This window comes from Nocardioides sp., from assembly GCF_030149505.1.
Lineage (GTDB): Bacteria > Actinomycetota > Actinomycetes > Propionibacteriales > Nocardioidaceae > Nocardioides.
In genome coordinates, this window is record NZ_JASBRN010000055.1 from 1 (window position 1) to 25,967 (window position 25,967).

Consider the following 25,967-nt stretch of genomic DNA (forward strand, 5'->3'; position numbering starts at 1 on the left):
GGACGAACCAGACCAGGTGATCCTCAGGTAGCCAGTCGGCCATGTTCGGCGGGAGCAGGAACTCCTGATCCCGCACGACTGGGCGATACGAACGAGCCATGCCCAAGTATTTCGCCCCAGCCGCAAAAACGGGCCGATCTCGCCCGGCGATTTGCAACAGCCACCAGGTTGAACCCGAACGCCACACAAGCGAGCTCGACGGAGATCTCGGCACGTGCCGACGCCTCAGGGAGCAGCGGGCGCGGGCTCCACCCGGACCTTCCCGCCAGTCCTGAACCCCCGCAGGTGCCCCGGGAGGTCGATCCACCTCTGCCCGCGCCAGGCGGTGACGAGGGCGTCGAGGGCGAGGACGTGCTCGTGGAACAGCTCGGCCGGCGGGGCGCCGGCGTCGAGGGCGAGGCGGCGGAGCAGCCGGGTGCGCAGGGCGGTGGGGAGGGCGGCGAGCGCGTCGACGGGGAGCCCGTCGGGAGTCAGGAGGGCGGCGTACTGCTCGTCGGCGAGGTCGTCGAGGCAGTCGGCGTCGGCGCGCAGCTGCTGCGCCGTACGGGCGAGGGCTGCTGCGACGCCGGGGCCGAGGTGCTCCTCAAGGACCGGGAGGACGGATCGGCGCACGCGGACGCGGGCGTAGCCGGGGTCGGAGTTGTGGGGGTCGTCCCAGGCGTCGAGCCCGAGCACCTGGCAGGCGGTGACGGTGTCGTCGCGGGACAGGTCGAGGAACGGCCGGCGGTAGACGTCGAACGCGCGGCGCATGCCGGCCAGGGAGCGGGCGCCGGAGCCGCGGGCCAGCCCGAGCAGGACGGTCTCGGCCTGGTCGTCACGCGTGTGCCCGAGGAGTACGACGGCAGCCCGGCTGTGCTCGGCGACCTGCTCGAGCACGGCGTACCTCGCCCGGCGCGCGGCGCCCTCGGGCCCCTCGCCGCCGGGCTCCCACGCGACCGTGACCCGCGCGGTCAGGGTCTCGTCGACGCCCAGCGCGGCCAGCTGCTCCACGACCCGCGCGGCCTGCGCCGCCGACCCCTCCTGCAGCTGGTGGTCGACCGTCGCCCCGACGACCCGCCAGCCGCCCGCGCGCGCCTCGTGCACGGTGGCGGCGGCCAGGGCGAGGGAGTCGGCGCCGCCAGAGCAGGCGACGACCACGGTCGACCCGGCCGGGACGTCGGCGAGCTCGCGGCGCACCGCGACCCGGGTCGCGGCGACCGAGGGGTGGGGGCCGGCCATGTCAGGGGGAGCGGGCTCAGCCCAGGACGCGGGAGACCCAGGCGTCCGGGTCGTTGATCTCGGCCTTGGTCGGCAGGTTCTCCGGCCCGGCGAAGACCGCGTTGAACTCCTCCATGCCGACCTTGTCGACGACGTGGCGGACGTACTTCGCGCCGTCGCGGTACTGCGCCATCTTCGCCTCCAGCCCCAGCAGCCGCCGGATCAGCCGGTCCAGCGACCCGGCGCCCTTGCGCCGCTCGGTGAACCGTTCGCGGATCTGCGCCACCGAGGGGATGACCGTCGGGCCCACGTCGTCCATCACGACGTCGGCGTGACCCTCGAGCAGCGACATCACGCCGGTGACCCGGTCGAGCACCTCGCGCTGGGCCGGCGTGGAGAGCAGCTCCATGATCGAGCCGGACGTCTCGCCCCGCCGCTTGACCGCCTCGAGCACCCGCCCGAGACCGTCCTCGAGCAGCTCCTTGGAGTCGAGGGAGTCACCGAGCTGGCCGACCAGGGAGTAGATGTGGTCGCGCATCCACGGCACGGCGGTGAACTGCACGCGGTGGGTCTCCTCGTGCAGGCACACCCACAGCCGAAAGTCGTGCGGGTCGACCTCGAGCTCGCGCTCGACGTGGACGATGTTGGGCGCCACCAGCAGCAGCCGCCCGGACGGCTCGTGGAACGGGTCGAACTGACCCAGCACCTTCCCCGACAGGAACCCCAGCAGCCCGCCCACCTCGACGCCGGTCACCCGGCGCCCGACCGCCAGCGACAGCCCGCTCGGCGGCTTGCGCTCCGACAGCTTCTCGGCGATCGGCGACAGCACCGTGCGGAAGCCCTCGGCGTTGGCCTTGACCCAGCCCGGCCGGTCGACCACGAGCACCGGCGCGGTGCCGTCCCCACCGTCGAGGCCGGTGAACTCCCGCACCAGCGGGGTCGACCGCCCCGCGCCCTCCCGCAGCTCGGCCACCGCCGCGGCAGCCTCGTCGCGGGAGACCTGGGGCCCGTCGCCCGCGAGCCGCGAGCCCAGCGAGACCGCGAGGTCCCAGTCGACCATCTCGGGGGCGGGGCCCGACGCCGGCTCAGTCATGGACCGAACCTATCCCCCGGCCCCACCCGCCCCGCCGCCCCCGACGGGGTGCGGCCGGGTGCGGCCGGGTGCGGCCTGAGCAGCGGGGAGGAATCCCCTCACGCGACCCGCCCGCAGCGGCAGGCGGCGAGGGCGGCGGCGGCCCGGTCGAGCAGCGCCTCGGCCTCCTCGTCCCGGTCGCCGGGGATCCGGTCGGCCATGAGCGCGAAGACCATCGGCGTCCCGTCGCGCGCGACGACGACCCCGGACAGGCTGCGTACGCCGGCGAGCGTGCCGGTCTTGGCGCGCACCCGCCCGACGGCGGCCGGCGGCGCATCGTCGAAGCGGAACGCCAGCGACCCCGAGAACCCGGCCACGGGCAACCCGGGCAGGAGCCCGCGCACGGGGTCGTCCGAGGGCGATCCGGCCACCGCCTGCAGCAGCCCGACCAGCGTGTCGGGGCCGATGAGGTTCTCTCGCGACAGGCCGCTGCCGTCACGCAGTCGCTGGGGCGCCGGGACGCCCCGCTCCTCAAGCACCTCCCGCACCCCGGCGACCCCGTCCTGGGTCGAGCCGACGCCCCCGGTGGCGAGCCCGACGTGGCGCAGCACGGTCTCCGCTGTCTCGTTGTCGCTGACCCGCACCAGCTGCTCGACGAGCGACCCGACCGGCGCGGACTCGACCTCGGCCACCAGGTCGGCCCCCGCCGACGCCGCCGCCGGGCTCGGCACGCCCAGCACCTGCACGCCCGCGCGGCGCAGCGCGGCGGCGTAGACCTCCGCGGCCGCGCGGGACGGGTCGGCCACCCGGCCGAAGCCGTTGGGGTCGCTGCCGTCGTCGACCATCAGCGCAGTGATCGGGGCCTGGAAGTCGCGGTAGGTCGCGGGCCAGGTGCGGTTGAAGGCGGGCCCGGAGAAGAGTCCGTCGTCGTACCCCAGCCGCACCCGCCGCACCCCGCGGTCGGCCAGCGCCTCGGCGGTCCGCCGCGCGAGCGTGGTGAGGTCGGCGCCCTGCGTCTCCCCGGGGGCCGCGTCGGGGTCCGGGGCGCGCTGGAGCAGCGGGTCCCCTCCCCCGACGAGCACGAGGTCGGTCCCGTCGAGCACCGCCCGGGTGGCGAACCTCGTGCGCGGGTCGATCGTGTCCAGCGCCGCGAACGCGGTCAGCAGCTTCGTGGTCGAGGCCGGTACCAGGCCCTCCGGGCCCGCGTCGTACGCCGTCTCGCCGGCCAGTCCGGCGACCGCGACGCCCACGCGGCGACCGAGCACGGGCTGGCCGAGCGGACCGCTGACGGCCCGGCGGACGGCCGTCGCGCTGACCGGGCGAGCCCCGAGCGCGACCGCGGGCGGCGCGGGGGGCTCGACGTCGGGGAGCGCGAGCCCCTCGGGCGGCTCGACCTCGGCGGGCTCGGTGCGCGGGTCGGGGTCCTCGCCGAGCAGGTCCTCCCCCCACGCGCGCACCCGGTCGAGGGTCGGCTCGGCCTCGCCGCTGAGCACCACGCCACCGGCCGCCACGAGGGCGACGACGGCGAGCGCGGCCACCACCCGGCGTACCTTCCGGGGACCGCTCTTGGAGTGGCGTGTGTCACGTCGTCCCACATCTGCCCCCTCCCGGTGCGCGTGCCGGGCCATTGTGCGCGAGACTGTCCCCCGGCTCCCGCGCGGGGGCCGCACCCGCCCCGAGCCGGGCGGCGGGTCCGACGACACAGCAGAGCGGCGATCCAGATCGCCCACGGAGGCAGACGTGCTCGAGTTCGACGTCCTGGTGGAGATCCCCAAGGGGGAGCGCAACAAGTACGAGGTCGACCACGAGTCGGGCCGCCTGCGCCTGGACCGCACCCTGTTCACCTCGACGCAGTACCCCGCCGACTACGGCTACATCGAGGACACCCTGGGCCAGGACGGCGACCCCCTCGACGCGCTCGTGATCCTGCAGCAGCCGACGTTCCCCGGCTGCCTGATCAAGTGCCGCGCGATCGGCATGTTCCGCATGACCGACGAGGCCGGCGGTGACGACAAGGTGCTGTGCGTCCCGGCCGCGGACCCCCGTCTCGAGCACCTGCGCGACATCTCCCACGTGTCGAAGTTCGACCGCCTGGAGATCCAGCACTTCTTCGAGGTCTACAAGGACCTCGAGCCCGGCAAGTCCGTCGAGGGTGCCGAGTGGGTCGGCCGCACCGAGGCCGAGGCCGAGGTCGTCGCGTCGTTCGAGCGGTTCAAGAAGACCGGTCACTGATCGGGGCTGCGGCCGGGGGGCCAGCTGTCGGTCGTCGGCGAGGTTCATCGGACGGCCGATGAACCTTGCCGATGACCGATGAAGCGACATCGGCCCGCCGCAAGGTACGTCGTCGGCCCGGCACCCCAGATCCCGCCGCGGCTCACGCCGCCTGCCTGAGGAGCACCCGCTCGAGACGACGCTGGGTGTCGCTCCAGCGGTAGAGGTCGCGCCACACGAAGCGGATCATCTGCCACCCGGTGATCTCGCGCATCTGGTCCTCTCGGGCCTTCTCGCGCATCACCATCTGCTCGATGCTCTCACCAGGCCGTCGGAACCGGTGGTACTTCTCCTGGCCGTCGGCCTCACCCAGCGCCTTGTGGTCGGGCCACCCGAAGTCGGACCTCCCCACCAGACGGCCCGACGGGTGCAGCACCTCGAACTGCAGCACTGGCTGCGGCAGAGACGACTCACCCATCCGGAGTCGAAGCAGTGTCTCCAGGACACTCTCCGACGCCCCGTCAGCCAGCCCCACCTTGAGCGCGAGATCCAGGTGGTCCGGCCACGAGCCCCGCCGCGCGAGGTGCGCTTGCAGCTCGTCAGCGCTGACCCCGCCGAAACGCAGGAACCAGTCGAGCACACAGATCGCCCCGTCGTGCCTCGAGACCGCGGCCGTGTCCAGCGCCGTCCGCACCGGACTGGTCATCCACCGTCCGCCGGCGCGAGTGACGTCGTCGACGAGCAGCGTTCCCCGGTGGTGCACGATCGATGCTTGAGTCCTCTCCCCTGTCCCCACCAGCGACGTGAGGTGCGCGTCACCGAGCGCGAGGTCGTGCGCCGGCGCGCCGTCGGAAAGGGCAGCACTCACGTGCGACAGAGCCACGTCGTCGCCGTACAAGCGCCACGCTCCGTGGGCGAGCATGATGTGCCGGGCTCGCGGATCTGCCCCGTGCCAGCGCTCGGCCAACGCGTAGACGCCTTGACGGAGGCGGACCAGGACACCGCGTCGCCGCATCTTGGAGATGGCTGGGTCGGTGACGCCCACCGCCACGAGGTCGCGCCGAAGGACGACGCCGTAGTCATCAACAAGGTGTTCGATCATGGCCCGACTGTGGCCCGGTACGCCTCGGCTGCTCCGCTCGACGTGCCGGCCTGTGGATGAGGCTCGCGGGGCGGTGGGCTGTGGACAGACAGCGGACCTTGCAGTGGGCCGATGGTGCTTCATCGGCCATCCGCAAGGTTCATCGGCCGGCCGATGGACCGTGCGACTCGCCTTGAAAAGGTTTGTCGGCCGGCCGACAAACCTCGGCTCCGAGGGAACAAACCTTGCAGTGGGCCGATGTTCATTCATCGGTCAGCCGCAAGGTTCATCGGCCGGCCGATGAACCTTGCCAGACGCCACGCCCTCAGCCCGCCTTGACCCCCGCGAAGTACCCGAACGCCCCGGCCAGCTCGACCTCCAGCGGTACGCCGGCGGCGGCCGACCACGAGGCCAGCTCGGTCGAGGTGCAGCACGGGCCGATCAGCCCGCCGAGCCGTCCGCCGCGCCGCAGCGGCTCGAAGGCCAGCCCGGTGTCGTTGAGCAGCGCCGACCCGACCAGCCGCCCGCCCGGGCGCAGCACCCGGGCCATCTCCTCCACGGCCCGCTTCGGGTCGGGGAAGCAGTGCAGCCCGGTCAGCGACAGCACCAGGTCGAACGAGCCGTCCTCGAAGGGCAGCGCCCCCACGTCGGCCTGCCGCGTGGTGACCAGGTGCATCACCCCGCGCCGGAGTGCGGCCCGGCGGGTGCGCTCGAGCATCTCGGGGGCCAGGTCGGCGGCGACGTACTCGATGCGTTGCGAGGGCCGCAGCCCGCGCAGCGCGACGCCCCCGCCGCACGGGACGTCCAGCACCCGCGAGCCGTCGGGCAGCCGGCCGACCTCGTCAGCGGTGGCGTGCAGCCGTCGCAGGTCGCTGTGCGTCCCGGCGAACCACACCGGGCGCCCGACCACCGGGTGCTCGACCAGGAAGTCGTAGACCACGCCCCACAGCGGGTCCGCGCCCCAGCCGCCGCGCAGGCGGGAGAGCAGGCTCACGACGGGGACGAACCCGCGGCCCCGGCGGACGCCCCCGGCGCCATGGGGACGAGGTCCCCGATCAGCTCGGGCGAGCGGAGCATCTCCACGGGGACGCCGAAGCCGTCGACCAGGTCACCGGCGAGCGGGCGCACCTTGCGGCACAGCGAGGAGACCTCGCGGCTGATCGCCTTGGAGCGCTGGACGGTGAGCCGACCGTGCTCCATGAACCAGGCCCGGTCGGCCTCGATGCCGGACAGTGCGTGCAGGTCGCACAGCAGGTTCATCGCGACCTTGAGGTCGCCCTCGGGCAGCTGGCGGCAGCGGTCGATGAACGCCTCCAGCACCAGCCGCTCCATGTGGGCGCGGGCGGCGCCGATGACGTGGTCCTGCACGCGGGAGAAGACGGCGCCGGGGTTCATCCCGTTGTCGACACCGCGCTTGAGCCGGCGGGCGACGCCGCTGACCATGTGCTCCTCGCGGAAGCGGTACATCGCCAGCTGGTACTCCGGGTCGAGCAGGCCGGCGTCCTGGTCCCAGTCGTCGCCGCCGGGCAGCAGGTCGCGGAAGCGCTCGATCAGCCCGTGCACGCGGGTGCGCTCGACGACCGTCTCGACCGCCAGTCCCGCGACGAAGCGGACCATGTCGAGCTGGTCCATGTCGTGGAACTCGCCCGCGTAGTCGGTGAGCAGGCCCTTGGCGACCAGCTGCAGCAGGACGTGGTTGTCGCCCTCGAAGGTGGTGAAGACGTCGGTGTCGGCCTTGAGCGCGGCGAAGCGGTTCTCCGCGAGGTAGCCGGCGCCGCCGCAGGCCTCGCGGCACTCCTGGATGGTGCGGGTGGCGTGCCAGGTGCCGAGCGCCTTGGTGCCCGCGGCGAGCGACTCCAGCTCGCGCTGTGCCTGCTCGTCCTCCTTCACCCCGGTCAGCACGTCGTGGAGGTTGGCCGAGAGCAGGTCCTGGGCGAAGTGCAGGGCGTAGGTGCGCGCGAGGAGCGGCAGCAGCCGGCGCTGGTGCATGCCGTAGTCGAGGAGCAGCTCCTCCTCCTCGCCGCTGGCCTCGAACTGGCGCCGGCGCTCGGCGTACTTCACCGCGATCGCCAGCGCGACCTTCGAGGCGTTGATGCCCGCGCCGCCGACGCAGACACGCCCCTGCACGAGGGTGCCGAGCATCGTGAAGAAGCGGCGGTTGGGGTTCTCGATCGCGCTCTCGTAGACCCCCGACGGCGTGACGTCGGCGAAGCGGTTGAGCAGGTTCTCCCGCGGCACCCGCACGTGGTCGAAGTGGAGCCGGCCGTTGTCGACGCCGTTGAGGCCCATCTTCAGGCCGTCGTCGGCGATCGTGACGCCGGGCGCCGGCTCGAGCTCGCCGGCCTCCGAGCGCACCCGGATCGGCACGACGAAGGCGTGCACGCCGCGACCCTCCCCGCCGACCTCCAGCTGGGCGAAGACGACCGCGAGCTCACCGTGCTCGGCGGCGTTGCCGATGTAGTCCTTGCGCGCGTCCTCGCGCGTGGTCGTGATGACGAACTCCTGCGTGGCCAGGTCGTAGGTCGCCACCGTGCCGAGCGCCTGGACGTTGGAGCCGTGCCCGGTCTCGGTCATCGCGAAGCAGCCCATGAGCTCGCCGGTGACGATCTGGCGCAGGTACTGCTCGTGGTGCTTCTCGGTGCCCAGCTGGAGGATCGCCCCGCCGAACAGCCCGAACTGGACACCCACCTTGACCAGCACCGACAGGTCGCCGAACGCCAGGGTCTCGAAGGCCGCGATCGAGGCGCCGATGTCGTCGCCGCCGCCGTACGCCGCCGGGAAGCCCATGCCGGTCTGGCCGGTCGAGGCCATCTCGACGACGAGCTCCTTGACCCGCTCGCGGTACTCCTCGGTGGTCATCGTCTCGGCGTCGGTGAGGATCGAGGCGTACGTCGTCAGGTTGCTGCGCACGAGGTTGCGCACCTCGGCGTAGCGACCGTCGAGCAGGCGGGTCAGCGCCGGCACGTCGATGGTGGGCTGGCGGTAGCCGCTGCTCCCCCCGGCCGCGGGCTCGGTGCCCGCTTCGGGGCCCGTGGGCGCGTCGTCGGTGGTCGGGGGAACGGTGTCGGTGGCCACGCCTCGAGGCTAGCCCCGCGACCGCTGCCGCTCACCCCCTTCGGGGCGAGAGCCACCTCACCGGGTCACCCACCAGCGGCGGGGTACCGACGAGGGCTCGGTCCCGGCACGCGGGTCGCGACCTCGTTCCTCAGTCCTGGGAGACCGGGATCTTCGAGGTCGTCGACGTCGGGTGCGAGGCCAGCCCGCCGTGGTCGAACTTCTGCCCCGTGGCCAGGCCCGCCAGGTAGAAGGACACGAAGGCGATCGTGATGCCGGCGATGTCGTCGGCGATGTAGTGCCAGCCGAAGTAGAGCGTCGCCACGACGGTCAGCCCGAAGTTGACCCAGAAGGCGATCCGGATCCAGCGGTTCTGCACCGTGAACTGCACCATCAGCGCCCACAGCAGCGAGATGCCGGTGTGCAGGCTGGCGAAGCCGGCCACGGTCTGGGTCTCGCCATCACCGAAGCGGAAGTCCTGGCGCGCGTTGACCAGCGCGTTCATCAGGTCGGTGGTGCCCGTGGTCGCGAGGTTGTCGTAGAGCCAGTAGTACTCCAGGCCCGGGCCCAGCGTGGGCAGCGCGTAGTAGGACAGCGTCCCGAGCGTCCACGCGAAGCCCTGCGAGGTGACGAACCACCAGCCGTGGGAGATGTTGCGCGCCCAGACCAGCCACACGGTCACGAGGATCGCGACCATCGGGATGAAGAGCAGGTAGAAGGCGGAGAGGAAGTGCGCGACGACGGTGGTGCCGAGCAGGTCGTGGAAGACCGGGCCGGGCTCGCGGCCGAAGAACAGCGCCCGGTCGAGCAGGTGCAGCTCGCGGTCGTAGATCCGGTCGCTGACCAGCGGCAGGAACGACTTGAGGTTCCGGTAGCAGACGTAGATGACGTAGAAGCCGATGATGCCGAGCATCACCAGCAGCAGCCGCTCCCGCGTCCAGTGCGAGCGCCAGCGTTCGCGCACGACCTCGAGCGCGACCCGCGGCCGACCGCCGGAGCGCCACAGCGCCCGCGGCACCATGTCGAGCGCCAGCGCGCCGAAGCAGAGGATCGGCAGCCGCAGCCACGACGGGCCGAGGAAGCTGCTCTCGGGGTCGATCAGCGGCCGGTCGACGACCTGCGCCGTGATGATCGCCCACAGGCCGATCGCGAGCGCGGTCGCGACGAGGGCGGTATAGGCACGGCGGTACACCCGGGTGATTCTAGGGGTCGCCGCCACCCCGGTTGAGCACCCCGCTCAGCCCGCGGCGAGCGCTGCGACCCGGGTCACGTCGACGCCCAGCGTCACCCGGTCCCCCGGGGAGGTCCGGTGGTCGAGCGGGGCGACGGCGTCGAGGTCCCCCAGCCCGTCGACGGTCACGACCAGACGCTGCAGCTGCGGCGTCGACCGGATCGAGCGCACCTCCCCCTCGAGCGGGCCGCGCTCGTCGACCACGACCGCCGAGCGTCGTACGGCGACAGCGGCCGCGGCCGGGGCACCGGCCGCAGCCAGCACGCGACGCGCGGCGTCGCCCTGGAGCACCCGGGCGTACCCGAGGAACAGCGCCGTGCCCGCGTCGACCGGGGAGCGCCAGACCTCGTCGATGGGCCCCTCCTGCACGAGGCGCCCCTCGCGCATCACGGCCAGCCGGTCGGCGACGCTGAACGCCTCCTCGTGGTCGTGGGTGACCATCACCGCCGTGGTGCCGGCCCGGGTGAGGATCTCGCGCAGCTCGCCCGCGAGGTGGCGGCGCAGCCCGGCGTCGAGGGCGGAGAGCGGCTCGTCGAGCAGCAGCAGCCGCGGCTGGTGGGCCAGGCTGCGGGCCAGCGCGACCCGCTGGCGCTCGCCGCCGGACAGGGTGCGGGGCAGCCGGTCGGCGTACCCCTCGAGCCCGACGAGGGCGAGCAGCTCCTCGACCCGGGCGCGCTCGGCGGCGCGGGCGGCGCGGCCCCGGGAGCGCAGGCGCAGCGCGTAGCCGACGTTGCGCCCGACGGTGAGGTGGTCGAAGAGCTGGCCGTCCTGGAACATCAGTGCGAAGCCGCGGCGGTGGGTGGGCAGCCGGGTGACGTCCTCGCCGTCCCAGACGATCGAGCCGGTCGCCTGCTCCAGCCCGGCGACCCCGCGCAGCAGCGTGGACTTGCCGCAGCCGGAGGGCCCCAGGACGGCCAGCACCGACCCGTCGGGCACCTCCAGGGAGACCTCGCGCACCGCCGGCACGTCGTCGTAGGCGACCGAGAGGTCGCGGATCGTCAGGGTCATCGGTGCGTGCTCCTCACAGGGCCCCCAGCGACGGGACGCGCAGCCGTTCGACGGCCAGCATGACCAGGGCGGTGGTGGCGGCGAGCACGACGCAGGCCGCGAGCGCCATGCCGTAGTTGAGCCGGCCCGGGTGGCCGATCAGCCGGAAGATGACGACCGGCAGCGTCGGCTCGTCCGGTCGGGCCAGGAACGAGGTCGCGCCGAACTCCCCCAGCGACACCGCGAACGCGAAGCCGCCCGAGGCCAGGAGCGGGCGCCACACGACCGGCAGGTCGACGGTGAGCAGCGCCCGGACCGGGCCGGCGCCGAGCGACGCGGCGGCCTGCCGCAGCCGGTCGTCGACCCCGGCCAGCACGGGCACCAGCGTGCGGACCACCAGCGGTAGCGCGACCAGGGCCTGCGCCAGCGGGATGAGCAGCGGGCTGTCGCGCAGGTCCAGGGGCGGCTCGTCGAGGGTGATGAGGAAGCCGAACCCCAGGGTCACCGCCGAGACCCCGAGCGGCAGCATGAAGAGACCGTCGAGGACCGAGCGCACCCGGCGTTCCGTGCGGCTCCGGGAGCGCCGGGTCAGCAGCACCGCGAGCAGCCCGCCGAGCAGCAGCGCCATCCAGGTCGCGTCGACGGCGACCCGGATGCTCGCGAGCAGCGCGTCGGTGACCGGCACGAGCAGGGCCTGGTTGTCGCCCTGGCCGGTGAGCGCGCGGTAGTTCTCCAGCGACCAGGTCGACCCACCGCCGGGCAGCGCCTCGCGGAAGGAGCCGACGACCAGCGACACGACCGGTGTGGCGATCGCGAGCAGCAGCAGGGCGGTGGCACTGAGCGGGGCCAGGTCGCCGCGCCGCGGGCGGCGGGGCGGGGCCGTCGTACGCCGCACGGTCGGGTCGGGCACGGCGCGCAGCCGCCCGGCCAGCACGAGGAGCCCGGTCACGGCCACGAGCTGCACCAGCGACAGCGCGGCTGCGGCCTGGAGGTCGAGCAGGTCGGTGGTCAGCAGGTAGATCTCGGTCTCGACCGTGCTGAACGCCAGTCCGCCCAGCACCAGCACCACGCCGAAGCCGGTCGCGCAGAAGAGGAAGACCACGCTCGCCGCCGAGACCACGGCGGGGCGCAGTGCCGGCCAGGTGACCGTGCGGAAGACCTGCGCCGGTGAGGCGCCGAGCGCCGCGGCGGCCTCGCCGGGCCGGCTGTCGAGCGACTCCCACGCCGAGCCGACCACCCGGATCACGACCGAGACGTTGAAGAACACCAGGCCCGCGAGGATCGCCCACGCAGTGCCGTCGAGGCCGAGCGGTCCCAGCGGCCCGGACTCCCCGATCAGCTGGCGGAAGGCCACCCCCACCACCACGGTCGGCAGCACGAACGGCACCAGCAGGCACGCGCGGACCACGCGGCGGCCGGTCCACTCCAGGCGGTGCAGGGAGTACGCCGCGGGCAGGCCCAGCAGCACCGCGACCAGCGTGGCGACCGCCGAGGACCAGACCGTGAACCAGACGACCCGGCCGGTCCGCGGGCGGGCCAGCACCTCGAGCACCGCCCCGGGCTCGAACGACCCGTCGACCACCAGCCCGCGCGCCACCATCCCGCTGACCGGCAGCAGGAAGAAGACGCCGAGCACGGCGGCCGGCAACAGGCCGAGGGCGCCGAGCCCGAGCAGGCGGCGGGTGGTGGTCACGGGTGCGGTCGCGCTCAGGGTCGGGGGCGCGGGGTCAGCGCGAGACCAGGTCCTGCCACTCGCGCAGCCAGGTGTCGCGGTTGGCCTCGATGTCGGCGGGGTCGACGGCGAGCGGCTCCTCGGGCCGCGGCGCGAACCGCGCCCAGTCCTCGGGCAGCTCGACGCCCTCGCGGACCGGGAAGACGTACATCGACTCCGGCAGCGCCGCCTGGACCTCCTCCGAGAGCATCCACGCGATCACCGCCTGGGCACCCTCGGGGTTCTCGGCGCCGGCCAGCGCCCCGACGTACTCCACCTGCTCGAAGCAGGTCTGCAGCAGCGCACCCGTCGTGGTGCCGCCCTCGCCGTCGGTGGTGAAGGCGGGGCTGGAGTCGTAGGAGAGCACGATCGGCCGGTCGCCGTCGCCGCCACCGGCGGTGAAGTCGACGAAGTAGGCGTCCTCCCAGCCGCGGACGACCTTGGCGCCGTTGGCCAGCAGGTCCTCCCAGTAGGCCTGCCAGTCCGAGCCGAACTCCGCGATCGTCGCCAGCAGGAAGGCGAACCCGGGCGAGCTGGTGGTGGCGCCGGAGGTCACGAAGAGGTCCTCGTACGCCGGGTCGAGCAGGTCGTCGAGGTCCTCCGGCGGGGCAAGGCCCTCGCGCTCGAACCAGTCGAGGTCGACGTTGACGCACACGTCGCCGTTGTCGACCGGCACCAGCGCGCCCTCGTCGTCGCCGGGGAGCACGAAGTCCGCGACGCCGGGCGGCAGCTCGCCGTCGTACGCCGTGAAGACCCCGCCCTCCAGGGCCCGGCCGCCGAAGGTGTTGTCGACGCCGAAGGCCACGTCACCGAGCGGGTTGTCGGCGTTGAGGACGAACTGGCTGGTGAGGCTGCCGGCGTCGCCGTTGCTGCGCAGCTCCAGGTCGTAGCCGGTGTCGGCCTCGAACTGGTTGATCAGCTTCTTCGGCAGGGTGAAGCTGTCGTGGGTCACCAGGACCACGGTGCCGCCGGACCCGGCCGTGCCGGGCTCGGCGCCGCCGCGGTCGGTGGCCGATCCGTCGTCGTCCCCGTTGCCCACGAGGGAGCAGGAGGAGAGGAGGAGGGCGCCGAGCACGGTGGCCAGGCCCGTCGCCGGGGTGGGCAGGAACGCAGTACGTCGCACGGGACGACTCCCTTCGCCGGTGCTAACCGGTGCAGGTTCGTAGGGTCTGCGTCCACCAGGTGTCCCGGTCCCGCACTCTCAGCCCGCTCGGCACTGCTGCCGCCCGTGCTCCCCTGTCTTGTCGTGGCGAGGGTAGCGCGGATCCGGGAGCGTCCCTCATCGCTGGTCGAGGCGCGGGCGGAGCGAGCCACGAGGTCCTCCTCGACAGGCGGTCTGGTGGGATGGGCCCGTGCCCAGCCTCCGCCACGACGTCCTCGCCCGCGGCATGCCGCGGCTGCGCAAGTCCAGCGAGCTCGACAGCGAGGAGCGCGAGCGCGCTCGGATCGAGCGCTGGCACGCCGACCTCGACGCCCAGGGCCGGGCGCTGCCCACCAACGCGGTGGTGCGGTTCCGCCAGCGCTACGAGGTCCAGCAGTTCCAGGCCGAGGGGCGCGTGCCGTTCACGGTGCACCGGGTCCGGGCCCGGGGCAGCCGCCCCCGGCGCCGGGTCCTCTACCTGCACGGCGGCGGCTTCGTGGCCCCGCTCGACCCCTTCCACGTCCGGTACGCCGCCAGGCTGGCCTCCGCGCTGGACGCCGAGGTCCTGCTCCCCGACTACCCCCTCGCGCCCGGCCACACCTGGGCCGACTCCCACGACGCGCTGGTCGACCTGGCCGCGCGGCTGACCGCCGAGTGGCCGACCGTGCTCGCGGGCGACTCGGCCGGGGGCGGGCTCGCGCTGGCGGTGGCCCAGTCCCTGCGCGACCGCGGCGGCCCCACCGCGACCCACCTCCTGCTGCACTCCCCCTGGGTCGACCTCACGACCTCGACCCCGGCGACGACCTGGTTCGCGAAGCGCGACCCCTGGCTGCGGATCACCAAGCTCGAGGCGTACGCCCGCTGGTGGGCCGGATCGACCGACGACCTCGGGCGCCACGAGGTCTCCCCCGCGCTCGCCGACCTCTCCGGGCTGCCCCGGGCGCTGATGTTCTGCGGCACCCGCGACCTGCTCGTGCCCGGCTGCCGGCTGCTGGCGCGCCGCGCCGAGGAGGCCGGCTGGGACCTCACCTACGTGGAGGAGCCGGGGCTGATCCACGTCTACCCCCTCATCTCGGTCGTCCCGGAGGCGCGGCGCGCCTGGCGCACGACCGTGGAGTTCCTGGGCCGCTGATGGACGCCGCCAGCACGCGCGCCCTGCGCTTCGCCGAGCTCGACGCCCGCGCCGCCCACGACGTCTTCCGGCTGCGCCAGCAGGTCTTCGTCGTCGAGCAGGGCGACCCCTACGACGACCTCGACGGCCGCGACACCGAGCCCGGCACCGTGCACGTGCTGCTCGAGGTGGACGGCCGGCTGCTCGGCGTCGCGCGGGTCCTCGACGAGGGCGACCACCGGCGGATCGGCCGGGTGGCGCTGCTGCCGGAGGCCCGCGGCCGCGGGCTGTCCGGGCCGCTCATGGAGGCCTGCCTCGCTGCCTGCGGGGACGGGCCGGTCGTCCTGGCGGCCCAGACCCCGCTGGCCGGGTGGTACGCGACGTACGGCTTCGAGGTCACCGGGCCGGAGTTCCTCGACGGCTCGATCCCGCACGTGCCGATGCTCAGGTCCGGAGCCGACCGAGGGACGAGGTCGGGTCCGACGACCTGAGGGTCGAGCGAGCGCGCGGCTGAGCCCGCGAAGCCGCGACCGCGGGTCGAGACACCAGTCGACCCCAGGCAGGTCTGCCCCAGGCGGCTGGCCGCGCCCGGCGGTCGAGGTGCGGGTCGTGGTGCACATCCGCGCCCCAGCGCGTCCCCAGGCCTCGACCCAGGCCTCGAGTCCGGCCTCGACCCAGGCCTTGACTGCGTCCGGGTCGAGGTGCGGGTCGAGGTGGGCGTCGAGGTGCAGACACGCGCCCCAGCGCGTCACGAGGCCTCGACCCAGGCCTCGACCCGGGCCTCGACTCCGTTCGGGGTGAGCCGGTCGAGCCCGACGCGGACCGGCACCGAGCGCGACCCGCCCGACGCCGTACGACGTCAGGGGACGACGCGCGTGTAGCGGACCCCGTCCGGGCGCGGCTCGCTGGTGGCCTCGCCGCGGGCGACGAGCAGGTCGAGGTGGGCCTTGGTCTCCATCGCGGCCATGCCGCGGCTGAACGGGTCGAGGCTGTCGTAGCGGTGCTCGTGGCGGGTCCAGCCGAGGTGCCCGGCGACGTCGTGGGCGGTGGCCGGTCCGGCGGCAAGCGCGGCGCGGCACTGGTCGAGCCGGGTGTCGTGGTGGGCCAGCAGCTCGTCGACCCGGGCATGCGTGGAGGCCGCAACCGGGCCGTGGGCCGGCAGGATCCGCAGGTCCGGCAGCTGACGCACGCGGGTCAGCGAGGCCATGAAGTGCCCCAGCGGCTGGTCGTCGGGCGGGACGGTGAACCCGATCGACGGGGTGATCGTGGGCAGCACGTGGTCACCGGCGAAGAGCACGCCCTCGGCGCGGTCGGCGAAGACGAAGTGCCCGGGCGTGTGGCCGGGGGTGTGCACCGCCTCGACGGTGCGGTGGCCGACCTGGATGGTGTGGTCGCCCTCCATCCACCGGGTGGGGTACTGCCAGTCGGACTTCGGCGGCGGCGGGTCGTCGCCGGCACCGGCGGCCCACTGCTCGGCGACCTCGAGGGCGCCCGAGGAGCGCAGCACGGCGAGGAACGGGCTCTCGGTGATCTGGTCGACATTGTTGAGCATGTCGAGCGCCGGCTCCTCGCCGCGCCCCAGCGCGATCTCCGCGCCGACCTCGTGACCCAGCACCGTGGCGAGGGTGAAGTGGTCGCGGTGCACGTGGGTGACCAGGAAGCGACGGATGTCGCCGAAGCCGGCACCGATCTGCGCCAGGCACTTCTCCAGCAGCTCGCGGGCCACCGGGATCGCCCAGCCACCGTCGATGAGGGTCAGCCCCTCGTCGGTCTCCAGGACGTAGACGTTGATCGCGCGCAGCCCGTCCATGGGCAGCGGCAGCGGGATCCGCCAGAGCCCGGGCGCGACCTGCCAGGCGCCCTCGGCGGTCCAGTGCTCGCCGGAGTCGGGCGAGACGGCGTACGCGGTCGGGGTGCCGGAGTGGGTCACCCGGCGACCCTAGGACACGGGCTCACGATTCCCCGAGGGGGCATGCCCCGCGTGGACCGGTCGGGCATCCGGTCAGACATCGGGGAAGCCGAGATCGAGGGTCGGCTGCTGGATGCCGCCGTCGATCTCGAGGAGCTTCCCGGTGAGGTACTGGCCCGCGCGCGAGGACAGGTAGAGCACCCCGGCGGCGATGTCGGCGGGCTCGCCGACCCGGCCGAGCGGCGTCTTGCCCTCGAGCTGGCCCATCAGGTCGGGGTCGCCCGCGACCATCTCCAGCGCGCTGGTCATGATCGAGCCGACGTAGATCCCGTTGACCCGGATGCGCGGCGAGAGGTCCTGGGCGGCCATCTTCGTCCAGTGCGCGAGTGCGGCCTTGGCGGTGCCGTAGGCGACGAACCCGCGGTCGGCGGAACGGCCCATCGTCGAGCTGATCGTGACGACCGACTTCTCCGCGGCGGTCGCACGGTCGCCGCCCTCGGCCTCGAGGGTCTTGAGCAGCAGCGGCACAGCAGCCTTGGTGAGCACGTGGGCGGTGCTGACGTTGAAGGAGAAGGCGCGCTCGAGGTAGCCCGGGCTGGTGTCGAGGAACCCGCGCGGCCCGGTGCCGCCCACGTTGTTGACGACGATGTCGAGACGGCCGAAGGCGTCGTACGCCGTCTGGGCGAGCCCTGCGACCTGGTCGAGGTCGCTGAGATCGGCCACCACGGTCTCGCAGCGCCGGCCGGTCGCCCGGACCTGCGCGGCGACGCCCTCGAGCTGCTCGGCGGTGCGGGCGGAGATGAGCACGTCGGAGCCGGCCTCGGCGAGCGCCACGGCGGTGGCGGCGCCCAGGCCGCGGCCGGCACCGGTGACGACCGCAGCCGTGCCGGGGACGCCGAAGCGGTCGAGGATCGTCACGCCACACCCCCGGTGGTCGAGCTCGTCGAGACCGTCGTACCCGTGTGGCCGGCGCCGGTGACCAGACCGCGGCCGGTGACCAGCGGCAGGTCCAGGACGGTGAGCAGGCCGGGCTCTCCGGCGACGACCGCGGGCAGCGCGTTCACGAGTCGCTGGGCGGTGGTGATCATGCCGCTGACGTTGTGGTCGCCGTGCTCGCCGTGGTGGACGAAGTCGACGTTCATCATCGGCTCCCCGGTGATCTTGACCCGGTAGCAGCCGTCGGTGCCGGCGGGCGGCTTGTCCCAGTCGGGGTCGGACTCGGCGTCGGTGCGGGTGATGTGCTCGAGCACGACCCGCGGGACCCCGTCGACCTTGCCGACCACGGCGAACTTGACCGAGCCCATGGTGCCCTCGGCGATGTCGCCGGAGACGCTCTTCGTGTCGCGGGTGGCGGGGCGCCGCTCGATCTCCTCGGTCAGCGGCTCGTCAAGCGTGATCGAGAGGCCGGCGGCGATCTGCTTGACCACCGAGCCCCACGCCATCGTCAGCACGCCCGGGTGCCACAGGAAGCCGAGCTCGTCCATCGGCTTGCCGAAGCCGAACAGGTCGCCCATGACGACCGGCTGGTAGTACGTCGAGTAGTCGCAGACCTCCATGACCCGCACCTCGTCGATGCGCTGCGACAGGCTGGTCATCACCAGCGGCAGCACGTCGTTGGCGAAGCCGGGGTCGATGCCGTTGACGTGCAGGCTCGCGCCGCCCTTGCGGCCGGCCTCCTGGACCCGTTCGACGATCTCGTCGGGGAGGATCCCGTGCGGCCACTGGAGCAGCACCGGGCCCGAGGAGACGACGTTGACGCCGTGCTCCAGCATCCAGATCAGGTCCTCGATCGACTCGAAGACCCGGTCGTCGGTCATCGCCGTGTGCACGACCGCGTCGGGCGCCAGCGCCATCAGGGCGTCGCGGTCGGTCGTCGCGGCGATGCCCAGCTCGCGGCCGAGCTCGGCCAGCTCGCCGACGTCCTTGCCGTCCTTGTCGGGGTTGGAGACCCACACGCCGACCAGCTCGAGGTCGGGGTGGGCGTCGACGCCCGCGATCGCGTGCCGGCCGATCGTGCCGGTGGACCAGACGACGACGCGCAAGGGCTTCTCGGGGATGACCTGTGACATGCGCCGCAGACTAGAACACGTTCTAGTCTTAGGGAAGCGGTCGGGAGACGTCGCCGACCGGACCGCCCTCGGTGCGCAGGTCGGAGACGACGGCACCCAGCTCGTAGACGTCGTACTTGGACATGAGCACCAGGCCCCACCGCTCGACCTGCTCCTGCGAGACCGGTCCGGACCAGCCGGTCCACACCACGACCGGCCCCTCGTGCCCCAGGCTCCGCGCACGCACGGCGACCTCGAGGCCGGACCTCACCGGCATGTCGAAGTCGAGGACCAGCACGTCGAACCGCTCCTCGTGCTCGAGGAGGTCCTGGGCGGCGCCCCCGTCGGCCACAGCCGTGACCACGCAGCCCCAGCTGGCCAGCAGCATCCCCGCCACCTCGCGCAGGTCGGCGTCGTCCTCGGCGAGCAGCACACGCATCAGCAGTCCTCCGGGCTCGACAGCGGCAGGGACAGGGCGAACGTCGTACCGGTCGGCCCGGTCGAGCGCAGGAGCAGGTCGCCGCCCATGAGTCGGGCGCCCTCGCGGGACACGTGCAGGCCCAGGCCCCGGCCGCTCCCGGCGCCGACCTCCCAGGCGTCGAAGAGGTGCTCGACGACCTCCTGGGCCATCCCCGCCCCGTCGTCGCTCACGACGACCTCCACCGTCCCTGGCCGGCCCGTGCGTGGTCGCGAGGAGACCTGGACGTGCGCGGCCCCCGCGCGCGCGGCGTTGTCGAGGAGGTTGGTCAGGATGCGGCGCAGGCGCAACGCGTCGGCGAGGACCCTGACCCCCGCCGGCACCGACACCTCCACCACCGGGCCGCCGGGCCGCACGACCTCGTGCACCAGCCCGGCCAGGTCCACGCGGTCCACCCGGATCCGGATCTCGTGGTCCATCGAGAGGGCGCAGCGGTCGAGCATCTCGCAGAGCAGGCCGCGCAGGTCCTCGGCAGCTCGACGCACCCGGAGCAGGACGTCCACCTCGGCGGGCGCCAGCGACGCGGGGTCCAGCAGTCCGAGCCCAGCGCTGATGACGGCCAGCGGCGTCTGCATGTCGTGGGAGACCCCGGCCAGGATCGTGTCGCGGTCCCGCCGCCGCTGCGCGTCGCGCCGCAGCGCCGCCAGCTCGAGGTGGGCCCGGGCCCGCGCCAGCAGCTCCTCGCGGGAGAAGGGCTTGGGGACGTAGTCGTCGGCCCCGCGCTCGAGCCCGCTCACCGCGGCCGCCGTCTCCGCGCGTGCCGAGAGCAGCAGGACCGGCAGGTCGCCTCAGGCGGGGTGCTCGCGGATGCGCCGCAGCAGCTGCTCGCCGTCCAGGCGCGGCATCATCACGTCACTGACCACGAGGTCGATCGGCCACCCCTCCAGCAGCTCGATCGCCTCGACCCCGTCACCGGCCGCCAGCACCGTCCCGAGGTCGCCGAGGCAGTCCGCGACGTAGCTGCGCATGCCGGGGTTGTCGTCGACGACGAGCAGGAGCGGGGTGCCGGTCGTGGCGGACCGCTCCGCAACCAGCGGGACAGATGACGAGCTGGGTACGAGCGTCTCCGCCCGTGCAGCCACGGAGGCGAGTCGCTCGACGCCCGGCTCCGCGACCGGCTCCGCGACCGGCCCAGCGACCGGCCCAGCGACCGGTTCGTCGAGCACCACCCCGGGCAGCCGGACGGTGAACGTCGAGCCGACCCCGGGCTCGGAGACGAGGTCGATCGACCCGTGCATGGCCCGCACCGCGTCGGCGACGATGGCCAGCCCCACCCCAGCCCCCTCGATGGTGCGTCCGTCGTCGGTGCGGACACGGTGGAAGCGCTCGAAGACCAGCGGCTGATCTGCGGGCGCGATACCGATGCCGGTGTCCCGCACGGCGAGGAGCAGGTCGCTGCCCTCCCGCTCCAGCGCGACCTCCACCTCGCCGACCGGGGTGTACTTGACGGCGTTGCCGACCAGGTTGACCACGACGTTCTCCCACAGCCGCCGGTCCAGCAGGCACGGCTCGTGGACGTCCCAGCGTTGGCGCACCTCCAGGCCCCCACGTCCACCGGCCTCGAGCAGCGGTGCCACGACCCGGGCGGTGAAGGGCCCCACGTCCAGGGGCTCGGGCGTCGAGGTCAGGCGCCCGCTCTCGGCCCGGGCGACCTCGAGCAGGTCCTCGACCATGCCGAGCAGGCGGCGTCCCTGGTGCTGCAGACGACCTGCCTCCTCCTGGCCCAACGGCCCGCGGCGGCCCGAGGCGACGTCCTCGACCGGCCCGAGCAGGAGGGTCAGCGGCGTCCGGAGCTCGTGGCTCATGGTCGAGAGGAACTGCGTCTTGGCGGCGTCGAGCTCGGCGAGGGCGCGGGCACGCAGGACCTCCAGCTCGCGGGCGTGGGCGATGTCCAGCTGCTGACCGACCTGCTGGGCCAGCTGGCGCAGGAACTGGCGGTGCGCCGCGTCGAGGGGACGCGGCGGGGGCAGCAGCAGCTCGAGGAGCCCGGTCACGCCGTCGGTCCCGACCTCGAGCCAGACGCGGTCCCCGGACGACGGCTCGTCGAGGTCGGTGGGCGGCGCGGGTCTCGGCGGTCGTGGGCCCGGGTCCCCGAAGTCGGCGACGGGGTGCGGCCCGTCGGGGCGGTCCAGCCACAGCCGCCCGCCAGGGAGGTCGGTGCGGTGGTCGTCCAGCAGCCAGGCGAGGTCGTGCGCCGTGGTCGGGACGTCTGCCGCCGTCACCGACCCGACGTCGTTGAGCAGCGCGAGCCGCCGGGCTCCCACGACCTCCGCGGTGGTGACCGACAGCACCGCCAGCACCCCGCCCGGCCGGTCCTCGTCGGGCACGGCGGAGTAGGAGAAGGTGAAGAAGGTCTCCTCCGGCCCCTCGCCCCGTTCGATCACCAGCGGCAGGTCCTCGTCCCAGGTCGCCTCACCCCCGGCGAGCACCGCTTCCTGCAGGGGACGGATCTCGTCCCAGATCTCGCTGAACTGCTCGGCCAGACGTCCCCCCAGCGCACCCGGGTGCTTCTGCCCGAGGGTCGGGATGAAGGCGTCGTTGTAGAGCATGACGAAGTCGCTGCCCCAGCTCAGGATCATCGGGTACTTGCTGCGCAGCAGGATGCTGACCGCGACCCGGAGGGCCTGGGGCCACTGGTCCGGCACCCCCAGGGTGCTGTCGTGCCAGGGGTAGGCACCCATGCGACGGGCCATCTCGCCCGGGCAGGCGAAGACCGGGTCCTCGAGCCAGGGCAGGGCCAACGCTGCCGCGTCCGGCGCGACGTGCGAGGCCGGAGCGGGCCTCAGGTCGGACGGCTGCTCCGGGGCCACTCCTCCAGCATCCGCGCACCCCCGGGCGCACTGGCGGCCCTTCACGAAAACTTCATGAACCCGGGACCAGCGACCCTCCGACGATCCACCAGCAGCAGGCGACGGCTCAGCGCTTGGCCAGGTGCAGCGGCTGCGGCTCGCGGATCGGGCAGCGGGTGCCGTCGTAGATGGTGGGCATGCAGCGGTTGCAGTGGATGCACACGCCCTGGGTCGCCTGCCCGGCCGCCAGCCGGTTGACCAGGTCCGGCTCGCGGAGCACGGCACGACCCATGGCGACGTACTCGAAGCCGTCGGCCATCGCCTGCTGCATCGTGTCGAGCCGGTTGATGCCGCCCAGGAGCATGAGCGGGATCGAGGTGGCCGCGCGGACCTCGAGGGCCTTGTCGCGGAAGTACCCCTCCTCGAAGGGGTAGCTCTTGAGGAACGAACGCCCGACCGGGGTCTTCATCCCCCACCGCACCGGCGCCGGCATGGAGTCGGCGAACTCCGAGGCGGGGACGTCGCCGCGGAAGAGGTACATCGGGTTCATGAGCGACGAGCCGCCCGAGAGCTGGACGGCGTCCAGGGTGCCGTCCTGCTCGAGCATGCCCAGCAGCGCGATCGACTCCTGCAGCGTGACACCGCCCTTGAAGCCGTCGGACAGCGAGACCTTGGCGGTCACGGCCACCGCGTCGCCGACCTCCTCCCGCACCGCGCGGGCGACCTGGCGGGCCAGCCGGGCGCGGTTCTCCAGGGGGCCGCCCCAGCGGTCGCGACGCCGGTTGAGAGCGGGGGCGAGGAACGAGGAGATGAGGTAGTTGTGCGCCATGTGGAGCTCGAGCACGTCGAAGCCGGCGCGCACGAGGGTGCGGGCAGCCGCGACGTAGGCACCGGTGACGCGGGTCAGGTCGGCCTCGGTCGCGGAGCGCACCATCTGCATCGACAGCGGGCTCGGCATCCGGCTGGCGGCGATGGCGTGCACGCCGTTGGAGCGACCGTTGGCCACCGGGCCGGCGTGCCCGACCTGGCCGGCGATCTTGGCGCCGGTCGCGTGGATCGCCTCGGTCATCCGGGCCAGCCCGGCCTCGGTGCCGCGGCCGACGACGACCTGCTCGGCGTGCGTGCGGCCCTCGGGGGCCACCGCGAGGTACGCCACCGTCGTCAGGCCTATCCCGCCCTCGGCGACGGCGAGGTGGTAGTCGATGAGCTCCTGCGTGACCTGGCCGTCCGGCGTCCGGCCCTCGAAGGTGGCGGCCTTCACGGTGCGGTTGCGCAGCTGGACCGGGCCGAGGGTCGCGGGCGCCAGGACGTCGGGAGTGCTCACCGGAGGATGGTAACCCCGAGAACTAGAACGCGTTCTCGTTCTGCTCGGGGCGCCCCGCCCACCCGCCCGCGCCTTCGGCAGGATGGCCCCGTGGACACGCCCGACCCGCTGGTGGCGCAGCTGCGCGCCGCGGGGTGCGTCTACGCCGAGGACGAGGCACGGCTGCTGCGCGCGGCGGCCGACGGCGAGGCCCTCCGGGCCCTCGTCGTACGACGGGTGGCGGGCGAGCCCCTGGAGGTGCTGCTCGGGTGGGCGGAGGTGGCGGGGGTGCGGGTGCGGACCGCCCCGGGGGTCTTCGTCCCCCGGAGGCGCAGCGGCCTCCTGGTGCGACTGGCCCTGGAGGCGCTGGCCGCCACCCCGCCGCCGGTCGTCGTGGACCTGTGCTGCGGCACCGGCGCGCTCGGCGCCGCCGTGGCCCACCACCGCCCGGACGCCGAGGTGCACGCGTGCGACCTCGACCCGGCCGCGGTCGCCTGCGCGCAGCGCAACCTCCCGCCGGACAGGGTCCACCTCGGGGACCTCCTCGACGCACTGCCGCCCGACCTGCGCGGACGGGTCGACGCCCTGGTGGTCAACACCCCCTACGTGCCGAGCGCGGCACTGGCCACGATGCCTCCCGAGGCCCGGGAGCACGAGCCGCAGCCGGCACTGGACGGCGGGCCCGACGGGCTCGACCTGCACCGCCGGGTCGCCGAGGGCGCGCCGCCGTGGCTGGTGCGCGGGGGCGTGCTGGTGCTCGAGACCAGCGAGTCCCAGGCGGAGGGGTCGGCCGGGCTGCTCGCGGCCGCGGGCCTGCGGACCGAGCTGCACCGCGACGAGAAGCTCGACGCCGTCGCGGTCCTGGCCCGGCGTCCCTGACCGACGTGCCGACGGGGCTGCAGCCTCGACGGGTCAGCGCGCCCGGCGGAACGGCAGCACCGTCGCGAGGTCCTCCTCGGCCGGCGGCACCGGCACCACCAGCACCGGGCACACCGACTCGTGCAGCGCGACCCGCCCCGACACCGACAGCCCGCCGGCGCGCCCACCGCGGCCGACCACGAGCAGGCTGGCCCCGCGCGAGGCGGCGACGACGCCGGCACGACCGACCTCCCACCCGCGCAGCAGCTCGACAGCACCGCCCAGGTCCGCAGCACCCTCCAGCCCCGCCCCCACGACCTGGCGGCACTCGGCCGGCTCGTCGAGCAGCACGCCGACGGTCCGCGGCTCGCGGCCGCCGTGCCACGCCGGCGGCAGCCCGTCGCCGACGACGCGCGCGGCCGGCCAGAGCCCCGGCACCACGACCACGGGAGCCTCGAGGTGCTCCACGAGCGCGGTCGTCAACGACGTACGCCGTCGCAGGCCGCCCAGGCGCACCACCGCGGGGCGCTCGAGAACCACCAGGGCGGCCGTGGCCGCCGCGCCCCACACCTGGTCCAGCACCTCCGCGAAGGCCAGCACCGGTTCGACGCGCACCGCACCGCCGCCGAGCGACCGCGCAGCCGCGGCGACCGGGTCCAGGCGCTGCTGGGCCTCCTCGAGCCCCATCGGCGTCGTCGTCTCGGCGACGTGCAGCAGCCGCAGCACCCCGCTCGAGCGCCGGGCCCGCGCGGTGGCCACGCGCAACGTGGCGGCGCCGACTCCGTGGCTGCCGACGCACAGCAGCACCGGCCGCTCACCCGCCGATCCCGACGACACACCCGACGACCCGCCCACCGGACCTCCCACCCGTGGACGCACGACCACGCAGACCCCTCCGGTCCCCACGGCCAGCACGAACCCGAGCACGATAACCAGCACGGCCACCCCCGGACCGGCGTTCGGGCGAACCCGCCTCCGGGGCCGATACTGGTTGCGATGGCGCCCCCCGACCCCGCACCCACGCCGCGCACCCCGCGGCCGGTCCGCGACCCCATCCGCGAGGCCCACCGCCAGTGGGTGGCCCACGGCTGGTCCGACGCCGCCGACGCGATGGCCCTCGTCACCTCGGTCACCCGCGCCCAGCAGCTGCTCGCCGAGCGGGTCGAGCGCGCCCTGCGCCCCCACGGCCTCACCTTCGCCCGCTTCGAGGTCCTGCGCCTGCTCTCCTTCACCCGCGACCGGGCCCTCCCCATGACCCGGCTGGGCTCCCTCCTCCAGGTGCACCCCGCCTCGGTCACCAGCGCGGTGGACCGGCTCGAGGCCCAGGGCTTCGTACGCCGCCAGCGACGCAGCGAGGACCGCCGGGTCGTCCATGCCGAGCTCACCGACGCCGGCACCGCCACCGTCGAGCAAGCCACCGCCGACCTCAACACCGTCTTCACCGACCTCGCCGCCGACCTCGGCCCCACCACCGTCACCGAGCTGACCCGCCTCCTCGGCGCCCTGCGCACCGGCGCCGGCGACGAGGTCGACGGCAGCTGACCCCCAGGCTCGAATCGCTGCCGACTCACCCTCGAACGAGCGCCGAGTCACCCTCGAACCAACGCCGAGTCACCCTCGAACCAGCGCCGAGTCACCGACCCACCCAGCCACAGGAGAGGGGTGCGCGGCGCCGCGCGGGGACACGGCCAGCCGGGGGCGCCCCCGGAGGAGCGTGGCTGGGTCTGGCGCGCCGTTCGTGAGGGACGAGCGAACGGCCTGGTAGCGACGATGGGGGCGCGCCCGG

General features: G+C 73.9%; 23 protein-coding genes and 1 riboswitch. Of the genes, 5 read left to right on the forward strand and 18 right to left on the reverse strand.

Annotated features, from left to right (window positions below):
- Positions 1-225: 225 nt before the first annotated feature.
- From tilS to dacB, 3 genes are all read right to left on the reverse strand, one after another.
- Positions 226-1,218 (reverse strand): tRNA lysidine(34) synthetase TilS, encoded by a 993-nt coding sequence (tilS, locus tag Q1V71_RS12125; RefSeq protein ID WP_300644076.1) that lies wholly within the window; start codon positions 1,216-1,218, stop codon positions 226-228.
- A gap of 16 nt (positions 1,219-1,234) precedes the next feature.
- On the reverse strand, positions 1,235-2,290 hold the full coding sequence (locus tag Q1V71_RS12130; RefSeq protein ID WP_300644077.1) for a zinc-dependent metalloprotease: 1,056 nt from the start codon (positions 2,288-2,290) through the stop codon (positions 1,235-1,237).
- Between the two features lie 98 nt (positions 2,291-2,388).
- Positions 2,389-3,810, reverse strand: coding sequence for a D-alanyl-D-alanine carboxypeptidase/D-alanyl-D-alanine-endopeptidase (gene dacB / locus Q1V71_RS12135; protein ID WP_300644078.1), 1,422 nt, complete (start codon positions 3,808-3,810; stop codon positions 2,389-2,391).
- Positions 3,811-4,009: 199 nt separating this feature from the next.
- Here dacB and Q1V71_RS12140 point away from each other — a divergent pair, with 199 nt between their 5' ends.
- Entirely contained in the window at positions 4,010-4,501 is a 492-nt protein-coding gene (locus Q1V71_RS12140; protein WP_300644079.1) for an inorganic diphosphatase, read from the forward strand.
- 142 nt (positions 4,502-4,643) lie between these two features.
- On the opposite strand, the gene Q1V71_RS12145 is transcribed toward Q1V71_RS12140, so the two are convergent.
- The 7 genes from Q1V71_RS12145 to Q1V71_RS12175 form a co-directional block, all read right to left on the reverse strand.
- Positions 4,644-5,705 (reverse strand): type IV toxin-antitoxin system AbiEi family antitoxin domain-containing protein, encoded by a 1,062-nt coding sequence (locus Q1V71_RS12145; protein WP_300644080.1) that lies wholly within the window; start codon positions 5,703-5,705, stop codon positions 4,644-4,646.
- A 181-nt stretch (positions 5,706-5,886) separates the two neighbouring features.
- A complete protein-coding gene (locus Q1V71_RS12150; RefSeq protein WP_300644081.1) occupies positions 5,887-6,555 on the reverse strand; it encodes a class I SAM-dependent methyltransferase in 669 nt (222 codons plus the stop codon).
- Entirely contained in the window at positions 6,552-8,636 is a 2,085-nt protein-coding gene (locus Q1V71_RS12155) for an acyl-CoA dehydrogenase (RefSeq protein WP_300644082.1), read from the reverse strand. The genes Q1V71_RS12150 and Q1V71_RS12155 overlap by 4 nt, the downstream gene beginning before the upstream one ends.
- Before the next feature lie 130 nt (positions 8,637-8,766).
- Complete coding sequence (locus Q1V71_RS12160; protein ID WP_300644083.1) at positions 8,767-9,807, reverse strand: phosphatase PAP2 family protein; 1,041 nt, start codon at positions 9,805-9,807, stop codon at positions 8,767-8,769.
- A gap of 45 nt (positions 9,808-9,852) precedes the next feature.
- The gene (locus tag Q1V71_RS12165; RefSeq protein ID WP_300644084.1) at positions 9,853-10,854 is read right to left on the reverse strand and encodes an ABC transporter ATP-binding protein; all 1,002 of its coding nucleotides are present in this window, start codon (positions 10,852-10,854) and stop codon (positions 9,853-9,855) included.
- A gap of 13 nt (positions 10,855-10,867) precedes the next feature.
- The gene (locus Q1V71_RS12170) at positions 10,868-12,526 is read right to left on the reverse strand and encodes an iron ABC transporter permease (protein WP_300644085.1); all 1,659 of its coding nucleotides are present in this window, start codon (positions 12,524-12,526) and stop codon (positions 10,868-10,870) included.
- A gap of 34 nt (positions 12,527-12,560) precedes the next feature.
- Positions 12,561-13,667: a thiamine ABC transporter substrate binding subunit gene (locus Q1V71_RS12175; RefSeq protein WP_300644086.1), complete on the reverse strand. Its 1,107-nt coding sequence runs from the start codon at positions 13,665-13,667 to the stop codon at positions 12,561-12,563.
- A riboswitch (TPP riboswitch) is annotated at positions 13,659-13,792 on the reverse strand. It overlaps the preceding gene by 9 nt.
- 104 nt (positions 13,793-13,896) lie before the next feature.
- On the opposite strand from Q1V71_RS12175, the gene Q1V71_RS12180 reads away from it, so the two are divergent.
- Positions 13,897-14,817: an alpha/beta hydrolase gene (locus tag Q1V71_RS12180; RefSeq protein WP_300644087.1), complete on the forward strand. Its 921-nt coding sequence runs from the start codon at positions 13,897-13,899 to the stop codon at positions 14,815-14,817.
- Positions 14,817-15,287, forward strand: a complete 471-nt coding sequence (locus tag Q1V71_RS12185; protein WP_300644088.1) for a GNAT family N-acetyltransferase — start codon at positions 14,817-14,819, stop codon at positions 15,285-15,287. Before Q1V71_RS12180 ends, Q1V71_RS12185 begins: the two co-directional genes overlap by 1 nt.
- A gap of 368 nt (positions 15,288-15,655) precedes the next feature.
- Here the strand turns inward: Q1V71_RS12185 and Q1V71_RS12190 are convergent, their stop codons facing one another.
- The 7 genes from Q1V71_RS12190 to Q1V71_RS12220 all read right to left on the reverse strand — a co-directional run bounded on the left by Q1V71_RS12190 (position 15,656) and on the right by Q1V71_RS12220 (position 23,344).
- Positions 15,656-16,726 carry an MBL fold metallo-hydrolase gene (locus Q1V71_RS12190; protein ID WP_300644089.1) on the reverse strand — a complete coding sequence of 357 codons (1,071 nt, stop codon included), beginning with the start codon at positions 16,724-16,726 and terminating at the stop codon, positions 15,656-15,658.
- Positions 16,727-16,798: 72 nt separating this feature from the next.
- Positions 16,799-17,623, reverse strand: a complete 825-nt coding sequence (locus tag Q1V71_RS12195) for an SDR family oxidoreductase (protein ID WP_300644090.1) — start codon at positions 17,621-17,623, stop codon at positions 16,799-16,801.
- Positions 17,620-18,774 (reverse strand): diacylglycerol kinase, encoded by a 1,155-nt coding sequence (locus tag Q1V71_RS12200; RefSeq protein ID WP_300644091.1) that lies wholly within the window; start codon positions 18,772-18,774, stop codon positions 17,620-17,622. The genes Q1V71_RS12195 and Q1V71_RS12200 overlap by 4 nt, the downstream gene beginning before the upstream one ends.
- 28 nt (positions 18,775-18,802) lie before the next feature.
- Positions 18,803-19,192 (reverse strand): response regulator, encoded by a 390-nt coding sequence (locus Q1V71_RS12205; RefSeq protein WP_300644092.1) that lies wholly within the window; start codon positions 19,190-19,192, stop codon positions 18,803-18,805.
- On the reverse strand, positions 19,192-19,968 hold the full coding sequence (locus tag Q1V71_RS12210) for a HAMP domain-containing sensor histidine kinase (protein WP_300644093.1): 777 nt from the start codon (positions 19,966-19,968) through the stop codon (positions 19,192-19,194). Before Q1V71_RS12210 ends, Q1V71_RS12205 begins: the two co-directional genes overlap by 1 nt.
- Before the next feature lie 51 nt (positions 19,969-20,019).
- Positions 20,020-22,041 carry an ATP-binding protein gene (locus Q1V71_RS12215; RefSeq protein ID WP_300644094.1) on the reverse strand — a complete coding sequence of 674 codons (2,022 nt, stop codon included), beginning with the start codon at positions 22,039-22,041 and terminating at the stop codon, positions 20,020-20,022.
- Between the two features lie 106 nt (positions 22,042-22,147).
- Complete coding sequence (locus tag Q1V71_RS12220; RefSeq protein ID WP_300644095.1) at positions 22,148-23,344, reverse strand: NADH:flavin oxidoreductase; 1,197 nt, start codon at positions 23,342-23,344, stop codon at positions 22,148-22,150.
- A 90-nt stretch (positions 23,345-23,434) separates the two neighbouring features.
- Here Q1V71_RS12220 and Q1V71_RS12225 point away from each other — a divergent pair, with 90 nt between their 5' ends.
- Positions 23,435-24,202: a putative protein N(5)-glutamine methyltransferase gene (locus tag Q1V71_RS12225; protein ID WP_300644096.1), complete on the forward strand. Its 768-nt coding sequence runs from the start codon at positions 23,435-23,437 to the stop codon at positions 24,200-24,202.
- 33 nt (positions 24,203-24,235) lie between these two features.
- Here the strand turns inward: Q1V71_RS12225 and Q1V71_RS12230 are convergent, their stop codons facing one another.
- Positions 24,236-24,988 (reverse strand): hypothetical protein, encoded by a 753-nt coding sequence (locus Q1V71_RS12230; protein ID WP_300644097.1) that lies wholly within the window; start codon positions 24,986-24,988, stop codon positions 24,236-24,238.
- Between the two features lie 189 nt (positions 24,989-25,177).
- Here Q1V71_RS12230 and Q1V71_RS12235 point away from each other — a divergent pair, with 189 nt between their 5' ends.
- On the forward strand, positions 25,178-25,723 hold the full coding sequence (locus tag Q1V71_RS12235) for a MarR family transcriptional regulator (protein ID WP_300644098.1): 546 nt from the start codon (positions 25,178-25,180) through the stop codon (positions 25,721-25,723).
- Positions 25,724-25,967 lie beyond the last annotated feature (244 nt).